The organism is Trabulsiella guamensis ATCC 49490, from assembly GCF_000734965.1.
In the GTDB taxonomy this organism is placed as follows: domain Bacteria; phylum Pseudomonadota; class Gammaproteobacteria; order Enterobacterales; family Enterobacteriaceae; genus Trabulsiella; species Trabulsiella guamensis.
Genome location: NZ_JMTB01000043.1, coordinates 103,881 through 122,351 on the forward strand (window position 1 = coordinate 103,881; position 18,471 = coordinate 122,351).

Here is an 18,471-nt window from a genome sequence, read left to right on the forward strand (position 1 = left end):
GCCTTTTCAGCGACATGGTCGGAGCTTACTCTTAAACATGTATCTTAAATATAACTTTAAAAGGTGTGACCATGTTTTGTGTGCAATGTGAACAAACCATTCGTACCCCGGCAGGTAACGGCTGTTCTTACGCGCAGGGGATGTGCGGGAAAACCGCGGAAACCTCTGATCTGCAGGATCTGCTGATCGCCACGCTACAGGGCTTGTCGGCATGGGCGGTAAAAGCACGTGAATACGGCATCATCGATCATGATGTTGATAACTTTGCCCCTCGCGCCTTCTTCTCAACATTGACCAACGTTAACTTTGATTCCCCTCGCATTATTGCCTACGCGCGCGAAGCCATCGCCAGACGCGAAATGCTGAAAGCGCAATGCCTGCATAACGATCCTGCTGTTGCCGTTGATAACCCGATGGCGGGTCTGCAACTGGTCAGCGACGACCTCGGCGAATTACAACGTCAGGCCGCTGAATTCACTCCGAACAAAGACAAAGCAGCGATTGGCGAAAACATTCTCGGCCTGCGTCTGCTGTGCCTGTATGGTCTGAAAGGTGCCGCAGCGTACATGGAGCATGCGCATGTACTGGGGCAGTACGACAACAGCATTTATGCGCAATACCACAAAATCATGGCGTGGCTGGGTACCTGGCCGACTGACATGAATGCACTGCTGGAATGCTCGATGGAAATCGGTCAGATGAACTTCAAAGTGATGAGCATCCTCGACGCCGGTGAAACCGACACCTACGGCCACCCAACTCCGACGCAGGTCAACGTGAAAGCCGTTGCCGGGAAATGCATTCTGATTTCCGGTCATGACCTGAAAGATCTCTACAACCTGCTGCAGCAGACCGAAGGCACCGGCGTTAACGTTTATACCCATGGTGAAATGTTACCGGCGCATGGTTATCCTGAGCTGCGTAAATTCAAACACCTCGTCGGTAACTACGGCAGCGGCTGGCAGAATCAGCAGGTGGAATTCGCCCGCTTCCCTGGCCCCATCGTTATGACCTCCAATTGCATTATCGACCCGACCGTGGGGGCTTATGATGATCGCATCTGGACCCGCAGCATCGTCGGCTGGCCGGGTGTGAGCCACCTCGAAGGCGATGACTTCTCGCCGGTTATCCAGCAGGCGCAGCAAATGGCAGGCTTCCCGTATAGCGAAATTGAGCATCTGATCACGGTCGGTTTTGGCCGCCAGACACTGCTCGGCGCAGCAGACACCCTGATTGACCTGGTCAGCCGTGAAAAACTGCGGCACATCTTCCTCGTGGGCGGCTGTGACGGCGCGCGCGATGAACGTAGCTACTTCACCGATTTTGCCACCAGCGTCCCCGATGACTGTCTGATCATGACCCTGGCGTGCGGTAAATACCGTTTCAACAAGCTGGACTTCGGCGACATCGAAGGTCTGCCGCGTCTGGTGGATGCCGGTCAGTGTAACGACGCCTATTCGGCGATCATTCTGGCGGTGACTCTGGCAGAAAAACTGGGTTGTGGTGTGAACGATCTGCCATTGTCGCTGGTGCTTTCCTGGTTTGAACAGAAAGCGATTGTCATTCTGCTGACCCTGCTGTCGCTGGGCGTGAAAAACATCGTCACCGGCCCGACCGCACCTGGCTTCCTGACGCCGGATCTGCTGGCCGTTCTGAATGAAAAATTTGGTCTGCGTTCAGTCACCACCGTTGAACAGGATATGCAGCAATTGCTGTGCGCGTAAGGAGGAAAGCATGACGATGCCAACATCACAGTGTCCGTGGCGGATGCAGGTTCATCACATCACTCAGGAAACGCCGGATGTCTGGACGCTGTCACTGCTGTGTCACGACCATTATCCGTACCGCGCCGGGCAGTATGCGCTGGTCAGTATCCGCAATTCGGCGGATACCCTGCGCGCCTACACTCTCTCTTCAACGCCGGGCGTCAGCGAATACATTACGCTGACTGTCCGTCGCATCGATGATGGCGTAGGCTCGCAGTGGCTGACGAACAACGTCAAACGCGGCGACTACCTCTGGCTTTCCGGCGCTCAGGGTGAATTTACCTGTGATGATAAAGCGAGCGATCGTTTCCTGCTGCTGGCCGGTGGTTGCGGCGTGACGCCGGTGATGTCGATGCGTCGCTGGCTGGCGAAATATCGTCCGCAGGCGGATGTGAAGGTGATCTTTAACATCCGATCGCCACAGGACGTTATTTTCGCTGACGAGTGGTGCCAGTACCCTGTTACCCTGGTAGCGGAAAATAACGCCACGGACGGTTTCGTTGCCGGTCGTCTTACCCGTGAACTCCTGGCGAGCGAGCCGGATCTCGCCTCCCGCACAGTGATGACCTGTGGCCCGGCACCGTACATGGCGATGGTTGAAGAGGAAGTGAAAGCGCTGGGTGTGACGCAGTTTTATAAAGAGCAATTCTTTACACCGGTCGCGGAAGCGGCCACCAGCGGGCTGAAATTCACCAAACTGCAACCGGCAAAAACGTTTTTTGGTCGTGTCGGCACCACGTTGCTGGAAGCGCTGGAAAGCAACAAAGTCCCGGTCAATGCCGCCTGTCGCGCCGGGGTTTGCGGAAGTTGCAAAACCAAAGTGGTCTCCGGTGAGTATACCGTCAGCAGTACCATGACCCTGACGGAGCAGGAGATCGCCAGTGGCTATGTGCTGGCCTGTTCCTGTCATCCGCAGGGTGATCTTGTCCTCGCGTAATCTGCAAGCCCGGTGGCATCAGCGCTTACCGGGCTTACAAAACCGCTATTTCCACACGGGATTTTTCGCAACGGCATAACGTCCTGCGCCTAAAAACGCCACCGCCAGCGCGCCAATGAAGAAATAGACCAGGCTTTCAATCGCCCACGCCCCGACCTTGTCCAGCGCGAAGGTCTCTCCCATTCCGACCATCAACCATGCCACGATCATCGTCAGCGCCAGCACCAGCGCCGCCGGACGTGTCAGCACGCCGAGAATAATCAGCACCGGCGCGACTACTTCGCCAATCAATACGCCATAGGCAATAAACCCCGGTAATCCTTTGGCCACCAGCATGCCGCTGATACCCGCAACGCCGCCAAATAACTTATGTAAGCCGTGAAACAGCATCAGCCCACCCACGGCAAGTCGTAACAAGAGTTTACCGAAATCGTCGCACGCGAGTCTTTTATTAACAGCGAGTAATAATGATTCAGCCATTTGAAATAATTCCTGTTTTCATTTGAGGAACTATCAGATTATGCCGAATAATTACGCCTGAAAAGCCCCTTTTAATCGCAGGTATTTACCGGGCAATACCGCGACTTTCTTCTAAGCTTGTAAGCGTTATCACAAAAACGGAGATGGACAACCATGAAACAAACTGTGGCGGCTTATATTGCAAAAACCCTCGAACAGGCGGGTGTCAAACGTATCTGGGGAGTCACCGGAGACTCACTGAACGGTCTGAGCGACAGTCTGAACCGAATGGGCACCATTGACTGGATGTCAACACGCCATGAAGAAGTGGCAGCCTTTGCCGCAGGCGCAGAAGCACAATTAACCGGGGAACTCGCGGTGTGCGCCGGCTCCTGCGGGCCGGGCAACCTACACCTGATCAACGGGCTGTTCGACTGCCACCGTAACCACGTTCCGGTACTGGCGATCGCCGCGCATATTCCCTCCAGTGAAATCGGCAGCGGCTATTTTCAGGAGACGCATCCGCAGGAGCTGTTCCGCGAATGCAGCCACTACTGCGAGCTTGTATCTAACCCGGAACAAATCCCCCAGGTGCTGGCCGTTGCGATGCGCCAGGCGGTGCTGAAACGCGGCGTATCGGTGGTCGTGTTACCCGGCGATGTCGCCCTGAAACCAGCCCCGGAAACTGCCAGTTCTCACTGGTATCACGCGCCGCACCCCATCGTGACGCCTGCCGAAGAAGAGCTGAGAAAACTGGCGCAGTTGCTGCGCTACTCAAGCAATATCGCCCTGATGTGCGGCAGCGGCTGTGCGGCCGCGCATAACGAGCTGGTCGAGTTTGCTGCGAAATTGAAAGCGCCGATTGTCCACGCCCTGCGCGGAAAAGAACACGTCGAGTACGACAACCCGTACGACGTCGGTATGACCGGGCTGATCGGCTTTTCGTCTGGCTTCCACACCATGATGAACGCCGACACGCTGGTGCTGCTCGGCACCCAGTTCCCGTACCGTGCTTTCTACCCGACCGATGCCAAAATTATTCAGATCGATATCAACCCCGCCAGCATTGGCGCGCACAGCAAAGTCGATATGGCGCTGGTGGGCGATATCAAATCCACACTGACCGCGCTGCTGCCCTTTGTAGAAGAAAAGACCGACCGCAAGTTCCTTGATAAAGCGCTGGAGCACTACCGCGACGCACGCAAAGGGCTGGACGATCTGGCTAAACCGAGCGACAAAGCCATTCACCCACAGTATCTGGCGCAGCAAATCAGCCAGCTCGCCGATGACGATGCCATCTTCACCTGCGACGTTGGCACGCCTACCGTCTGGGCGGCACGCTATCTGAAGATGAACGGCAAGCGTCGCCTGATTGGTTCGTTTAATCACGGATCGATGGCTAACGCCATGCCGCAGGCGTTAGGTGTCAAAGCCACCGATCCCAGCCGCCAGGTGATAGCGATGTGCGGCGACGGCGGTTTCAGTATGCTGATGGGGGATTTTCTGTCGGTAGTGCAAATGAAACTGCCGGTGAAAATCATCGTCTTTAACAACAGTGTGCTCGGCTTTGTGGCGATGGAAATGAAAGCAGGCGGCTATCTGACTGATGGTACCGAGTTGCACGACACCAATTTTGCCCGCATCGCCGAAGCCTGTGGCATTACCGGCATTCGGGTTGAGAAAGCCGCAGATGTCAATGACGCGCTCCAGCGCGCTTTCAGCATCGACGGCCCGGTGCTGGTGGATGTCGTCGTCGCGAAAGAAGAGCTGGCGATCCCACCACAGATAAAACTTGAACAGGCCAAAGGGTTCAGTCTGTATATGTTGCGCGCCATCATCAGCGGACGCGGTGATGAAGTGATCGAACTGGCGAAAACCAACTGGCTCAGGTAAAAATGGTGGCATTACCCTGTATCTGATAAGGAAATGCCGTGATTGATCTACGTAGTGATACCGTCACCCGTCCGGGACGCGCCATGCTGGAAGCTATGATGACCGCCCCGGTTGGGGATGACGTTTATGGTGACGACCCTACCGTCAACGAACTACAGCGCTACGCCGCCGAACTGGGCGGAAAAGAGGCGGCGCTGTTTTTACCCACCGGCACCCAGGCTAATCTCGTGGCATTGCTGAGCCATTGCGAACGCGGCGAAGAGTATATTGTCGGCCAGGTGGCACATAACTATCTCTATGAAGCAGGTGGTGCTGCCGTGCTGGGCAGCATCCAACCACAGCCGATTGACGCCGCACCGGACGGCACATTACCGCTCGACAAAGTGGCGGCGAAAATTAAAGCCGATGATATTCACTTTGCCCGTACGCGCCTGCTGAGTCTGGAAAACACCCACAACGGCAAAGTGCTGCCACGTGAATACCTGAAACAGGCGTGGGAATTTACCCGCGAGCGCGGACTATCCCTGCACGTCGACGGCGCGCGGATCTTTAACGCCGTAGTGGATTACGGCTGCGAACTGCGCGAGGTGACGCAATACTGTGACTCCTTCACCATCTGCCTGTCGAAAGGGCTGGGCACGCCGGTCGGTTCACTGCTGGTCGGCAGCGCAGACTACATCAAACGGGCGACGCGCTGGCGCAAAATGGCGGGCGGCGGTATGCGTCAGGCCGGGATCCTGGCAGCCGCCGGGCTGTATGCACTGAAAAACAACGTGCAGCGACTGCAGCAGGATCACGACAACGCCGCCTGGATGGCTACGCAGTTGCGTGAAATGGGTGTCGACGTCATGCGCCACGATACTAACATGCTGTTTGTTCGTGTCGGCGACACGCATGCTGCCGCACTGGGCGAGTTTATGCGTGAGCGCGGCGTGCTGATCAACGCGGCGCCCGCCCTGCGGCTGGTGACGCATCTCGACGTCAGCCGCGAACAGCTGGCGCAGGTGGTCAGCCACTGGCAGGCCTTTTTGCAGCGTTAAGGAGTGACGTCCGTGTCGCAATCCATTCTGGTGCTCGGCGCCAGCGGCTATATCGGCCAACATCTGGTGACTGAGCTCAGCCAGCGCGGCTATACCGTGCGGGCGGCGGCACGTCGTATTGAACGGCTGGAGAAGCAACAACTGCCTGGCGTCAGTTGCCATCAGGTCGATCTCATCTGGCCACAAAACCTTCCCGACCTGTTAAACGGCGTGGAAACGCTTTATTACCTGGTGCACGGCATGGGCGAAGGGGGCGACTTTGTCGCCCATGAACGGCAGGTGGCGCTGAACGTGCGTGATGCGCTGCGAGAAACGCCGGTGAAGCAAATCATTTTTCTCAGCTCGCTGCAGGCGCCGGAAAGTCAGCAGTCGGATCACCTGCGCGCCCGGCAAATCACCGCAGATGTGCTGCGTGACGCTGGCTGTCCGGTGACCGAACTGCGCGCCGGGATCATCGTCGGCGCAGGCTCTGCCGCGTTCGAGGTAATGCGCGATATGGTGTACAACCTGCCGGTGCTGACGCCGCCGCGCTGGGTACGTTCGCGAACCACACCGATCGCACTGGAAAACCTGCTGTTCTATCTGGTGGAACTGTTAAACCACCCCACCCCGGAGCACCGCATTTTTGAAGCCGCCGGGCCGGACGTACTGAGCTATCAGCAGCAGTTTGAACATTTCATGCAGGTCAGCGGCCGTCACCGGTTGCTGATCCCCATTCCCTTCCCCACTCGTTGGGTATCGGTGTGGTTCCTCAATGTGATTACCTCCGTGCCGCCAACCACCGCCAAAGCGCTGATTCAGGGCCTGAAGCATGATCTGTTAGCCGATGACGCTGCACTGCGCGCCCTCATTCCACAGCCACTGATCCGCTTTGACGACGCAGTGCGCCGCACGCTGAAGGAAGAAGAGAAACTGGTGAACTCCAGCGACTGGGGTTACGACCCGCAGGCATTTGCCCGCTGGCGCCCGGAATATGGCTATTACGCCAAACAGGCGGGCTGCACTGTGCAGACCTCCGCCAGCCTCAGCGCATTGTGGGAGGTGATCAACCGTATCGGCGGCAAAGAGGGCTACTTTTTTGGCAATATTCTGTGGAAAATCCGCGCCAGTCTGGATCTGCTGGTCGGCCACAAGCTGGCAAAAGGCCGCCCTTCTCATCAGTATCTGCAAACCGGCGATGCGGTGGACAGCTGGAAAGTGATTATCGTCGAACCGGAAAAGCAACTGACGCTGCTGTTTGGCATGAAAGCGCCAGGGCTTGGCCGCCTCAGTTTTACGCTTTGTGATAAGGGCTCACATCGTGAGCTGGACGTTCGTGCCTGGTGGCACCCGCATGGCATGCCGGGGCTGTTTTACTGGCTGCTGATGATCCCCGCACATCTGTTCATTTTCAGGGGTATGGCGCGGTCAATTGCACGTTTTGCAGAACAAATCACAGTCAACATCTTAAAATAGCAGCAGTTCTTTCATGTTTCCCATTGCATCCTGCGGGAATTCACGGAAAAATGCGCACGAAATTCTTTTTTTATCATGTGGACGGATATGAAGGTTCTGGTCACCGGCGCCACCAGCGGTTTGGGCCGCAACGCGGTGGAATACCTGCGCAACAAAGGCATCAGCGTACGCGCCACAGGTCGCAACGAAGCGATGGGCACGCTACTGATGAAAATGGGTGCGGAGTTTGTCCATGCCGACCTTACCGAACTGGTCTCCTCTCAGGCCAAAGTGATGCTGGCAGGCGTCGACACGCTCTGGCATTGCTCCAGCTTTACCTCCCCCTGGGGGACGCAACAGGCGTTTGATCTCGCTAACGTGCGCGCCACCCGCCGTCTGGGCGAATGGGCCGTGGCGTGGGGAGTACGTAATTTTATCCATATCTCTTCCCCGTCGCTCTATTTCGACTATCACCATCACCGGGATATTCAGGAAGATTTTCGCCCACACCGCTTTGCCAACGAATTTGCACGCAGTAAGGCCGCCAGCGAAGAGGTCATCCAGATGCTGGCGCAGGCCAACCCCAACACCCGTTTTACAATTTTGCGCCCGCAGAGCCTGTTCGGCCCCCATGACAAAGTGTTTATTCCCCGTCTGGCGCAAATGATGCACCACTACGGCAGCGTGTTGTTGCCACGTGGCGGCGAGGCGCTGGTGGACATGACCTATTACGAAAATGCCGTTCATGCGATGTGGCTGGCGAGCCAGCCGCTGTGCGACACACTGCCCTCCGGGCGCGCTTACAACATCACCAACGGCGAACATCGTACGCTGCGCAGCATTGTGCAAAAGCTCATCGACGAGCTGGACATCAAATGCCGCATCCGCTCGGTGCCTTACCCGATGCTGGACATGATCGCCCGCAGTATGGAGCACTTTGGCAATAAATCCGCCAAAGAACCGGCGCTGACGCACTACGGCGTCTCCAAGCTGAATTTTGATTTCACCCTCGACACCACCCGTGCACAAGACGAACTGGGTTACCAGCCGGTGGTCTCCGTGGATGAAGGCATTGTGCACACCGCAGCCTGGCTACGCGACCACGGAAAGCTGCACCGCTAGCGCCCGGCGGCACTCCGTTTGCACGGGCCTGGGCGTTACGCCTGACAAAATCTCGGGGCTTTTAATTCTCCGGCCATGAATCCCACAACATCATGCAGCAACCCGCGCAACGGAATCTGCACCTGTTCATTTTTTGGCAACAGTATCAGTGCCTGATTCAGCGCCCGGCAATAGTCACACTGTGTCGCTGAATCAGCATGTTCGGCAAGATCGATAAAGTCAGGATGACGGACGGTGAGTTCGCTATAGATCAGCGGAGTGAAAGGTTTTGTCATTGGTATATTCCACATGCAAAGTGAATAAACCACCGCCGGAAACGCCAGGTTCACTGGCGGTGGATGAGCCGGAATTGGCGTACCAGTGCATGTGATAACTGGCGCTTCTTACGAAGCTCCCGGTCATCCACCATAAACGTGAGGGAGTATACCCTGCACTTTCAAACAGATGAAGTGACCCACGGAAAATAGAGATTTACCGTCACATACATTTCAGGACGCCAATCCTGACACCTGATATTGCAGGTGCGCGACGATAATACCACTGTCGTTATACCCAGCTATCGCTAAAGATAAATTCTGGAAAGCGGCTCGCAATTTTTTATAGCGGATTGTTAAATATAAGAAAAACGCTTTTCGGTGTTCTGCATGGCTGCACAATTGCCGATGTGCGGATGGTCCGGCTGAAAATTGCCGACGCGTTTCCGTAAGGCCGGGGAAGCCCACAGGGATGTGGGCTTAGGGCGCGCTTTACAGGGATGTTACCTCGCGCCCGACCCGATAGCCTGGAGGAATAAGCGGAGGGTACCGCGAAGCGGCAATTTTCCTGCCGGGAGCCGGGATTGTTAAGGGCGTGGCGGAGAACGCCCTTAACACGTTCACGGGCGCAGACCTGCCAGAGGAATGGTGAACTTGAGGTGAACGGAACCCTGTGCTCAGCGTCACATATGCCGTTAAGCTTCGCGAAAATCTCACCCCTGCCCGTACTTTTCTAACAGCGCGTCGGCAATTGCCTGCGTTTCGGCGTCCGCCACACCGTCCCAGCGGGCCGGGCGGAAATGCATCTGGAACGCCATAATTACCCGCTTCTGCTGCGCGTCGGTCATGTCCGGCGTCACCTCATACCCGTAACGGGAAAGCAGATCAAGCAGCGAAGCGGTCTCTACCGGCTCGTACGGCGCACGACCATTGAGATAAAACGCCACGCGGGCAGCATCCGGCCAGGCACCGATGCCCTGTTGCGCCAGTTGCTGCCAGGGGAACAGCGGCCCGGGATCATCCTTACGCTGCGGCGCCACGTCGGCGTGCGCCACCACATTCTGCGGTGCGATGTCATAGCGAGCGATAATGTCTTTCGCCAGCGGGATTAGCGCGCTGATTTGCCCCGGCGCAAACGGTGTGAAATGTTTTATTCCGCCCGTTTTCTGCCAGCCACGGTTTTCCAGCTCAATGCCAATGGACGTGTCATTGATGCGCGTTGCGCCTCGCCAGAAACTGATCCCCGCATGCCAGGCCAGTTTGTCTTCCGGCACCAGTTGCCAGATACGCGGTTTACCGCGATGCATGGGCGGATCTTGTGGGATCAAATAATGGGCGCTGACGTGTTTATCGGTCAGCGTTGCCAGCGAGACGTCAAAATCATCCGCAGTGTAATGGATCACCAGCACCTTGATGCGCGGCAGAGCGACCTGCGCAGGATGACGGGTATCCAGCTGATACCCGTCTTTGTTAACAATACCCTGCTCACCAGCACAACCCGCAAGCAGCACAGACAGCAGCAGTAAAAGACGTTTCATCGGCGGGTTTTGACTGCCGTCCCGCTGACGCTCACCATCAGCATACTGCCGTTCTGACCCACGGTTTCGTAATCGATATCAATACCGACGATTGCATCTGCGCCCATCGATTTTGCCTGATCGCCCATCTCTTCGAAGGCGATTTCCCGCGCTTTACGCAGCTCTTTTTCGTACGAGCCGGAGCGCCCGCCGACAATGTCGCGAATGCCTGCAAAGAAGTCACGGAAGATATTGGCGCCAAGGATGGCCTCGCCGGTGACCACGCCGCAGTATTCGACGATGGTTTGCCCTTCCAGGGTTGGGGTCGTTGAGAATTGCATTTCCAGGCTCCTTTGTTTAGGTTCAATGCGTTAGCTCAGATACGCAAACGCATTATCGGATCGATACGCTATGCTTGAAAAGATATTTACACATTAGTTTATAAGGAAATCCTGATGCGCTATACAAAACTCGCTCTTCTGGTTCCCGGCGCGCTGCTGCTCAGCGCCTGCACTACCGTCACACCAGCATTTAAGGATATTGGCACCCGCAGCGGCCCGTGTGTTGACGGCGGACCGGACGCGGTAGCCCAACAATTTTACGACTATCGCATTCAGCACAAAAATAATGACCTGACGGGCCTGCGTCCATACCTCAGTGACAGTCTGGCAAAATTGCTGAATGATGCCAGCCGTAATCCTGATGATCGCGCCATCATGCAGTCCGATCTCTTCTCCAGCCGCACCACACTGCCGGAAAGTGCTGATGTCGCCAGTGCATCAACGATTCCGAATACCGATGCCCGAAACATTCCGCTGCGCGTCGAACTGAAACAGGGAACACAACGCTGGCAGGATGAGGTGCTGATGATTCGCGAAGGCCAGTGCTGGGCCGTGGATGATGTACGCTATCTTGGCACCAATGCCCATGCGCCCGCCGGTACGCTGCGTCAGGTACTGGAAAAACGTTAATTATGCCAGGTGCCGCCGCGCGTTAGATGATAACCCCGATAAAATGTCTGGCATTCCGTGATGAATGCCGACATTTCTGCCTTCCGCCCTTCTCAATCGCTATTTTGTGCTAAGTTTAGTAAGTAATGTGGTTTATATTTAAGTTTTAACGCATAAATATTGCATAACTATTCTGTGAACGTTACTATTTCCGGCCTCAATGTCTGCCCTTTCTGTAAGCATGAAGAGTATCGATGAGTATTAAATTAGACGGCATTAATTGCTTCTATGGCGCACATCAGGCGCTTTTTGACATTACGCTGGAGTGTCAACAGGGTGAAACTCTGGTACTGCTTGGCCCAAGCGGTGCAGGCAAGAGCTCTTTGCTACGCGTACTTAACCTTCTGGAGATGCCGCGTTCCGGCAAACTGTCCATTGAAGGCAACCATTTCGATTTTGCGAAAACCCCGTCCGACAAGGCTATCCGTGATTTACGGCAGAACGTCGGCATGGTGTTTCAGCAATACAACCTGTGGCCACATCTGACCGTGCTGCAAAACCTGATTGAGGCGCCCTGTCGTGTGCTGGGGCTGAGTAAAGATCAGGCGCGTGAACGGGCGGATAAGCTGCTGGAACGTCTGCGCCTTACGCCCTATGTCGATCGTTATCCGCTGCACCTCTCCGGCGGTCAGCAGCAGCGTGTGGCAATTGCCCGTGCGCTGATGATGGAGCCGCAGGTGCTGCTGTTTGACGAACCGACCGCGGCACTGGACCCGGAAATTACCGCGCAAATCGTCAGTATCATCCGCGAGCTGGCGCAAACTAAAATTACTCAGGTGATCGTCACCCATGAAGTGGAAGTGGCGCGTAAAACCGCCAGCCGGGTGGTCTATATGGAAAACGGTCATATCATCGAGCAAGGGGATGCGAGCTGTTTCGCGGAACCAAAGACCGATGCCTTTAAAAACTACCTTTCTCACTAAAGTTTTCGGGACAATGACAATGAAAAAAGTACTGATTGCCGCGCTGCTTGCCAGCGTCAGCCTGTCTGCAACAGCTGCTCAGACGATTCGTTTCGCGACGGAAGCCTCTTATCCTCCGTTTGAATCGATTGATGCGAACAACAAGATTGTCGGTTTTGATGTGGATCTGGCGAATGCGCTGTGTAAAGAGATCGACGCCACCTGTACCTTTACCAACCAGGCGTTCGACAGCCTGATCCCGAGCCTGAAATTCCGCCGTATCGACGCCGTCATGGCCGGTATGGACATCACCCCGGAACGTGAAAAACAGGTGCTGTTCACCACGCCGTACTATGACAACTCTGCGCTGTTCATCGGTCAGCAGGGTAAATTCACCAGCATCGATCAACTGAAAGGCAAGAAAGTAGGCGTGCAAAACGGCACCACGCACCAGAAATTCATCATGGATAAACATGCGGAAATCACCACCGTGCCTTACGACAGTTACCAGAATGCGAAACTGGATCTGCAAAACGGTCGTATTGATGCAGTATTCGGCGATACCGCTGTGGTAACCGAGTGGCTGAAAGCGAACCCGAAACTGGCCGCGGTTGGCGACAAAGTGACGGATAAAGACTACTTCGGCACCGGCCTCGGCATCGCTGTGCGCCAGGGCAATACTGACCTGCAGCAGAAATTTAACGCTGCGCTGGAAAAAGTGAAAAAAGATGGGACGTACGAAACCATCTATAACAAATGGTTTCAGAAGTAATTCCTGAATGAACGAATTTTTTCCTTTAGCAAGCGCCGCCGGGATGACCATCGGCCTTGCCGTTTGTGCACTGATCATCGGCCTTATACTGGCGATGTTCTTTGCGGTCTGGGAGTCGGCGAAATGGCTCCCGGTCGCATGGGCGGGTTCCGCGCTGGTGACCGTGCTGCGTGGGCTACCAGAGATTCTGGTGGTCCTGTTTATCTATTTCGGCTCCTCTCAGCTGCTGCTGATGCTATCCGACGGTTTCACGCTGAATCTCGGCGTGGTGCAGATCCCGGTACAGATGGAGATCGAAAACTTCGATGTCAGCCCGTTCCTCTGTGGCGTGATTGCGTTGTCGCTGCTCTATTCCGCCTATGCCTCGCAAACCCTGCGCGGTGCGCTGAAGGCCGTGCCGGTCGGTCAGTGGGAGTCCGGTCAGGCGCTGGGGTTGTCGAAAAGCGCGATATTCTTCCGTCTGGTGATGCCACAGATGTGGCGTCATGCGCTGCCGGGGCTGGGGAACCAGTGGCTGGTGCTGCTGAAGGATACGGCGCTGGTTTCGCTTATCAGCGTGAACGACCTGATGCTGCAGACCAAAAGCATCGCGACGCGTACCCAGGAGCCGTTTACCTGGTACATCGTGGCGGCGGCTATTTATCTGGTGATTACCCTCTTCAGTCAATACATTCTCAAACGCATTGACCTGCGTGCCACTCGCTTTGAACGGAGACCAGGCTGATGATTGAGTATTTTCCGGAACTGCTGAAAGGGCTGCACACCAGTCTGACGCTGACAGTGGCATCGCTTCTTGTCGCGCTGGTGCTGGCGCTGATCTTCACCATCATTCTGACGCTGAAAACGCCGGTGCTGGTATGGATTGTGCGCGCATACATTACGCTGTTCACTGGCACGCCGCTGCTGGTACAGATCTTTCTGATTTACTACGGTCCGGGGCAGTTCCCGACACTGCAGGAATATCCGCTGATCTGGCATCTGCTGTCGGAACCGTGGTTGTGTGCGCTCATGGCGCTGTCGCTCAACAGTGCTGCCTATACCACTCAACTATTTTACGGTGCTGTCCGCGCCATCCCGGAAGGGCAATGGCAATCCTGCGGCGCATTGGGAATGAGCAAGAAGGACACGCTGGCGATCCTGCTGCCGTATGCGTTTAAGCGTGCCCTCTCTTCTTATTCCAACGAAGTGGTGCTGATCTTCAAAAGTACGTCGCTGGCGTACACCATCACATTAATGGAAGTTATGGGTCACGGGCAGTTGCTCTACGGGCGGACTTATGATGTTATGGTATTCGGCGCAGCGGGGGTGATTTACCTCATCGTCAACGGGCTGCTGACACTCATGATGCGCCTTATCGAACGTAAAGCACTGGCCTTTGAAACACGAAAATAACCAGCCGGTGTCATTTCCTGACATTGCATAGGTTTGTATCATCCAGACGGGTAAGTACCTTTACTTCCCGTCTTTTTTTATTCCAATAAAAATATTTACTCATTTTTATTGCATATAAATTCATTTAATGGCATCGTAACGATATGTCACAAACGGCACTACATCATAAGATTGACAGACGGGAGCTTTCACATGAAAAAATTACTTCTGGCCGCAATGTTTGCCACCTTTGCCACAGGCGCAGTCGCCGCGGATAAAATCAACTTTGGCGTTTCCGCCACCTACCCTCCTTTTGAATCGCTGGATGCCAGCAACCAGATTGTGGGTTTTGATATCGACCTGGCGAAAGCGCTGTGCAAACAGATGCAGGCAGAATGCACCTTCACCAACCACGCCTTTGACAGCCTGATCCCGTCACTGAAATTTAAGAAATACGACGCGGTGATTTCGGGGATGGATATCACGCCTGAGCGTAGCAAACAGGTCACTTTTACTGACCCGTACTATGCCAACTCAGCAGTTGTCATTGCGAAAAAAGATGCTTACAAGACGTTTGAGGATCTGAAAGGCAAACGCATTGGTATGGAAAACGGCACCACGCACCAGAAATATTTGCAGGATAAACATCCGGAAGTGAAAACCGTAGCGTACGACAGCTATCAGAACGCCATCATCGACCTCAAAAACGGCCGCATCGACGGCGTGTTTGGTGATACCGCAGTGGTGAATGAGTGGCTGAAAACCAACCCGCAACTGGGTACCGCGACGCCGAAAGTGACCGATCCGCAATACTTCGGCACCGGTCTTGGTATCGCGGTTCGCCCCGATAACAAAGCGCTGGTCGAGAAACTCAATAATGCGCTGAAAGCCATCAAAGCTGATGGCACGTATCAGAAAATCAGCGACCAGTGGTTCCCGGGCTAAGACACCACGCCCGAATCAAGCCGGAGAAATCCGGCTTTTTTTATGCCTGATGCAAGCGCACCGTCAGGCCGCGCAGGAAATAACGCAGGAACTGATCTCCGCATTCGCGAAAATTTTTGTGCTCCGGGGCACGCATCATGGCGGTAATTTCCGGCATTGATACGCGGAACTTTTGCTCTGTGAGGATCGCCAGAATATCATCCGTTTTCAGGGAAAAGGCGATACGCAACTTCTTCAGTATGATGTTGTTATTTATCCGGCGCTCAAGCGTCAGCAGCGGCGAGTCTTCGTCACGACCGCGCTTGTCGTATATCAGCCCATTCAGAAAAGCAGACAGTACGATGTCAGGGCAACGCTCAAATCCCTCTTCTTCTTCTTTTCGCAACCACGGCGCAATCTGCGCTTCTACCACGTCCGTTTCGCCGAGGGCAATCAGCCGCACCAGACCCTGGTTGTTGGTTTTCAGGGCGTAGCGCAGGCTACGTAAAATATCATTATTCAGCATGTTGCCTTCAGAAAATTAAGATGTTGACCCGGCACGCACAGGGCTCCGGGCAAAAAACGATGACTGGATCAGACGCAAGCCTCTAGTGTAACCGCAACCGGGTTACAACCCAATCGCCTCTTTCAGGCTTTTCAGATAGCGGCGACTGACCGGCACAGTTTGCCCGGCGCGCAGCAGTAACTCCGCCTGGCCATTTTCCTCAAGGCGGATCTCTTTGACATGCGCCAGATTAACCAGATGCTGTCGGTGGCAGCGTACCAGCGGCGTGCGGCTCTCCAGCGTCCGCAGCGTTAATTCAGTGAACCCTTCTTTACCTTCGTGGCTGGTGACGTACACGCCACTCATCCGGCTGCTGACAAACGCCACATCTTCCATTTGCAGCAGGTAGATTCGGCTGTGGCCGGTACAGGGGATATACTTCAGCACCTGCTGATTTTCGCCGAGCACAGAGACATCCTGCAGATTACGTTCCTGACGCAGGCGCGTCAGGGTTTTCTCCAGCCGCTTCGCCTCTATGGGTTTGAGCAGGTAGTCAAAAGCATGCTCTTCGAAGGCTTTGACGGCGTATTCATCAAAGGCGGTGAGAAAAACGATGTATGGCCGGTGTTCCGGATCAAGCATACCCACCATTTCCAGCCCGCTGATGCGCGGCATCTGGATGTCAAGAAACAGCACATCCGGGCGCAGACGATGCACCGCGCCAATACCTTCAACCGCATTTGAACATTCACCGACGATGTCGATATCGTTTTGTTCCTGTAGCAGAATGCGCAGATTCTCTCGTGCCAGGGGTTCATCATCGACAATCAGCACATTTAGCATGCAGTCTCCTCCAGGGGCAGTCGCAGAGTGATACGGGTGAAGCGTTCCGGTTCACAGGTAACCGTGATGCCGCAGTTGTCACCAAAGCGGGCGCGAAGTCGTTTATCCACCAGATTCATGCCCAGTCCGCTGGCGTTTTCCCTGGGTTGATACAAACCAGCGTTATCTTCGATATCCAGTTGCAGGTACTGACCGTGCTGGCTCGCCTGAATGGAGATCTCGCCCACGCCGAGATGTTGCGATGTACCGTGTTTGATGGCGTTCTCCACGATAGGCTGCAACGTAAACGCCGGCAGCTGGTGATGCGACAGGGATTCCGGAACAAACAACGTCACCTGCAGACGGGACTGGAAACGCGCCTTTTCGATTTGCAGATAGGCGTTAACATGCTCGATTTCATCTGCCAGCGTCACCACTTCCGACGGTCGCTTCAGGTTTTTACGAAAGAAGGTCGACAGATACTGAACCAGTTGTCCGGCCTGATCGCTGTCGCGACGAATCACCGCCATCAGCGTATTCAGCGCGTTAAACAGGAAATGCGGATTCACCTGCGCATGCAGCAGTTTGATTTCTGATTGTGTCAGCAACGCTTTTTGCCGTTCATATTGCCCGGCGAGGATCTGTGCGGACAGCAACTGCGCGATCCCCTCGCCCAGCGTGCGATTAATCGAGCTGAACAGGCGATTTTTCGCTTCATAGAGCTTAATTGTGCCGATAACGCGCTGGTTTTCACCCCGTAACGGGATCACCAGCGTCGAGCCGAGCTTGCAGTTCGGGTGAATCGAACAACGGTACGGCACTTCATTGCCGTCGGCATAGACCACATCGCCGGTATCAATCGCCTTTTGTGTGTATGACGATGAGATCGGTTTGCCCGGCAGGTGGTGATCATCACCAATCCCGGTGAAGGCCAGTAGCTTATCGCGATCGGTGATCGCCACCGCGCCGATATCCAGCTCCTGGATCAGCACTTGCGCCACTTTCATGCTGTTCTCTTCATTGAAGCCCTGTCGCAAAATCCCTTCCGTCGACGCCGCCACCTTCAGTGCCGTCGCCGAAAACGCCGAGGTGTATTTCTCAAACATTGCCCGCTTGTCGAGCAGAATACGCATAAACAGCGCGGCCCCTACGGTATTGGTGACCATCATCGGCGCGGCGATGCTCTGCACCAGATGCAGCGCGTCGTTAAACGGACGCGCAATCGCCAGAATGATCAGCATCTGAACCAGTTCGGCAAAACAGGTAATCGCCCCGGCTGTCAACGGGCTGAACACCTTATCGGGACGGCCGCGACGAATCAACACACTGTGTACCAGTCCACCCAGCAGCCCTTCGACAATGGTCGAAATCATGCAACTGAGCGCCGTCATGCCGCCCATCGAATAGCGATGAAGCCCGCCGGTCAGCCCGACCAGCCCCCCCACTACCGGGCCGCCCAGCAGGCCGCCCATCACCGCGCCGATAGCACGGGTATTGGCAATAGAATCTTCGATATGCAGACCAAAGTAGGTCCCCATAATGCAGAAAATGGAGAAGGTGACATAGCAGAGGAGTTTGTGCGGCAGACGCACGGTAACCTGCATCAGAGGGATAAAGAGCCGCGTTTTGCTCATCAGCCAGGCGATGACCAGAAATACACACATCTGCTGAAGCAGCAGCAACACCAGATTAAACTCGTACATACCCGACCTGAGCCATACCACGCCTGAATAGTGGTAATTT

The 18,471-nt window shown here is 55.1% G+C and carries 19 protein-coding genes; 12 read left to right on the forward strand and 7 right to left on the reverse strand.

Going from position 1 to position 18,471, the window contains the following annotated elements; genetic code table 11:
• Positions 1–71: 71 nt before the first annotated feature.
• Together hcp and hcr are read left to right on the forward strand one after the other, a co-directional pair.
• Positions 72–1,724, forward strand: coding sequence for a hydroxylamine reductase (gene hcp, locus GTGU_RS05390; protein ID WP_038154737.1), 1,653 nt, complete (start codon positions 72–74; stop codon positions 1,722–1,724).
• Between the two features lie 10 nt (positions 1,725–1,734).
• The gene (hcr, locus tag GTGU_RS05395; protein ID WP_038154738.1) at positions 1,735–2,703 is read left to right on the forward strand and encodes an NADH oxidoreductase; all 969 of its coding nucleotides are present in this window, start codon (positions 1,735–1,737) and stop codon (positions 2,701–2,703) included.
• Positions 2,704–2,748: 45 nt separating this feature from the next.
• Here hcr and GTGU_RS05400 read toward each other — a convergent pair whose 3' ends face one another.
• A complete protein-coding gene (locus GTGU_RS05400) occupies positions 2,749–3,183 on the reverse strand; it encodes a DoxX family protein (protein WP_038154740.1) in 435 nt (144 codons plus the stop codon).
• A gap of 153 nt (positions 3,184–3,336) precedes the next feature.
• On the opposite strand from GTGU_RS05400, the gene poxB reads away from it, so the two are divergent.
• The 4 genes from poxB to GTGU_RS05420 all read left to right on the forward strand — a co-directional run bounded on the left by poxB (position 3,337) and on the right by GTGU_RS05420 (position 8,651).
• Positions 3,337–5,055: a ubiquinone-dependent pyruvate dehydrogenase gene (poxB, locus tag GTGU_RS05405; protein WP_038154741.1), complete on the forward strand. Its 1,719-nt coding sequence runs from the start codon at positions 3,337–3,339 to the stop codon at positions 5,053–5,055.
• 38 nt (positions 5,056–5,093) lie between these two features.
• Positions 5,094–6,095, forward strand: coding sequence for a low-specificity L-threonine aldolase (gene ltaE, locus GTGU_RS05410; RefSeq protein WP_038154743.1), 1,002 nt, complete (start codon positions 5,094–5,096; stop codon positions 6,093–6,095).
• Positions 6,096–6,107: 12 nt separating this feature from the next.
• On the forward strand, positions 6,108–7,550 hold the full coding sequence (locus GTGU_RS05415) for an SDR family oxidoreductase (RefSeq protein WP_038154744.1): 1,443 nt from the start codon (positions 6,108–6,110) through the stop codon (positions 7,548–7,550).
• 87 nt (positions 7,551–7,637) lie between these two features.
• Positions 7,638–8,651, forward strand: coding sequence for an NAD-dependent epimerase/dehydratase family protein (locus GTGU_RS05420; RefSeq protein ID WP_038154805.1), 1,014 nt, complete (start codon positions 7,638–7,640; stop codon positions 8,649–8,651).
• Between the two features lie 35 nt (positions 8,652–8,686).
• Here the strand turns inward: GTGU_RS05420 and GTGU_RS05425 are convergent, their stop codons facing one another.
• The 3 genes from GTGU_RS05425 to GTGU_RS05435 form a co-directional block, all read right to left on the reverse strand.
• Complete coding sequence (locus GTGU_RS05425; protein WP_038154746.1) at positions 8,687–8,926, reverse strand: hypothetical protein; 240 nt, start codon at positions 8,924–8,926, stop codon at positions 8,687–8,689.
• Between the two features lie 692 nt (positions 8,927–9,618).
• Positions 9,619–10,443, reverse strand: coding sequence for an N-acetylmuramoyl-L-alanine amidase (locus GTGU_RS05430; protein ID WP_038154747.1), 825 nt, complete (start codon positions 10,441–10,443; stop codon positions 9,619–9,621).
• Positions 10,440–10,763 (reverse strand): heavy metal-binding domain-containing protein, encoded by a 324-nt coding sequence (locus GTGU_RS05435; protein WP_038154748.1) that lies wholly within the window; start codon positions 10,761–10,763, stop codon positions 10,440–10,442. The genes GTGU_RS05430 and GTGU_RS05435 overlap by 4 nt, the downstream gene beginning before the upstream one ends.
• A 114-nt stretch (positions 10,764–10,877) precedes the next feature.
• Here GTGU_RS05435 and GTGU_RS05440 point away from each other — a divergent pair, with 114 nt between their 5' ends.
• The 6 genes from GTGU_RS05440 to artJ all read left to right on the forward strand — a co-directional run bounded on the left by GTGU_RS05440 (position 10,878) and on the right by artJ (position 15,422).
• The gene (locus GTGU_RS05440; protein WP_038154750.1) at positions 10,878–11,393 is read left to right on the forward strand and encodes a lipoprotein; all 516 of its coding nucleotides are present in this window, start codon (positions 10,878–10,880) and stop codon (positions 11,391–11,393) included.
• A 233-nt stretch (positions 11,394–11,626) separates the two neighbouring features.
• Positions 11,627–12,355: an arginine ABC transporter ATP-binding protein ArtP gene (artP, locus tag GTGU_RS05445; RefSeq protein ID WP_038154751.1), complete on the forward strand. Its 729-nt coding sequence runs from the start codon at positions 11,627–11,629 to the stop codon at positions 12,353–12,355.
• Positions 12,356–12,374: 19 nt separating this feature from the next.
• The gene (gene artI, locus GTGU_RS05450) at positions 12,375–13,106 is read left to right on the forward strand and encodes an arginine ABC transporter substrate-binding protein ArtI (protein WP_038154753.1); all 732 of its coding nucleotides are present in this window, start codon (positions 12,375–12,377) and stop codon (positions 13,104–13,106) included.
• A gap of 7 nt (positions 13,107–13,113) precedes the next feature.
• Complete coding sequence (gene artQ / locus GTGU_RS05455) at positions 13,114–13,830, forward strand: arginine ABC transporter permease ArtQ (RefSeq protein ID WP_038154754.1); 717 nt, start codon at positions 13,114–13,116, stop codon at positions 13,828–13,830.
• Positions 13,830–14,498, forward strand: coding sequence for an arginine ABC transporter permease ArtM (gene artM / locus GTGU_RS05460; RefSeq protein ID WP_038154756.1), 669 nt, complete (start codon positions 13,830–13,832; stop codon positions 14,496–14,498). The genes artQ and artM overlap by 1 nt, the downstream gene beginning before the upstream one ends.
• Before the next feature lie 192 nt (positions 14,499–14,690).
• Positions 14,691–15,422, forward strand: coding sequence for an arginine ABC transporter substrate-binding protein ArtJ (gene artJ / locus GTGU_RS05465; RefSeq protein ID WP_038154758.1), 732 nt, complete (start codon positions 14,691–14,693; stop codon positions 15,420–15,422).
• Between the two features lie 40 nt (positions 15,423–15,462).
• Here artJ and GTGU_RS05470 read toward each other — a convergent pair whose 3' ends face one another.
• The 3 genes from GTGU_RS05470 to GTGU_RS05480 form a co-directional block, all read right to left on the reverse strand.
• Entirely contained in the window at positions 15,463–15,927 is a 465-nt protein-coding gene (locus tag GTGU_RS05470; protein ID WP_038154759.1) for a YehS family protein, read from the reverse strand.
• Between the two features lie 102 nt (positions 15,928–16,029).
• Positions 16,030–16,749, reverse strand: coding sequence for a two-component system response regulator BtsR (btsR, locus tag GTGU_RS05475; protein ID WP_038154760.1), 720 nt, complete (start codon positions 16,747–16,749; stop codon positions 16,030–16,032).
• Positions 16,743–18,431, reverse strand: coding sequence for a sensor histidine kinase (locus GTGU_RS05480; RefSeq protein WP_038154761.1), 1,689 nt, complete (start codon positions 18,429–18,431; stop codon positions 16,743–16,745). Before GTGU_RS05480 ends, btsR begins: the two co-directional genes overlap by 7 nt.
• Positions 18,432–18,471: the final 40 nt, after the last annotated feature.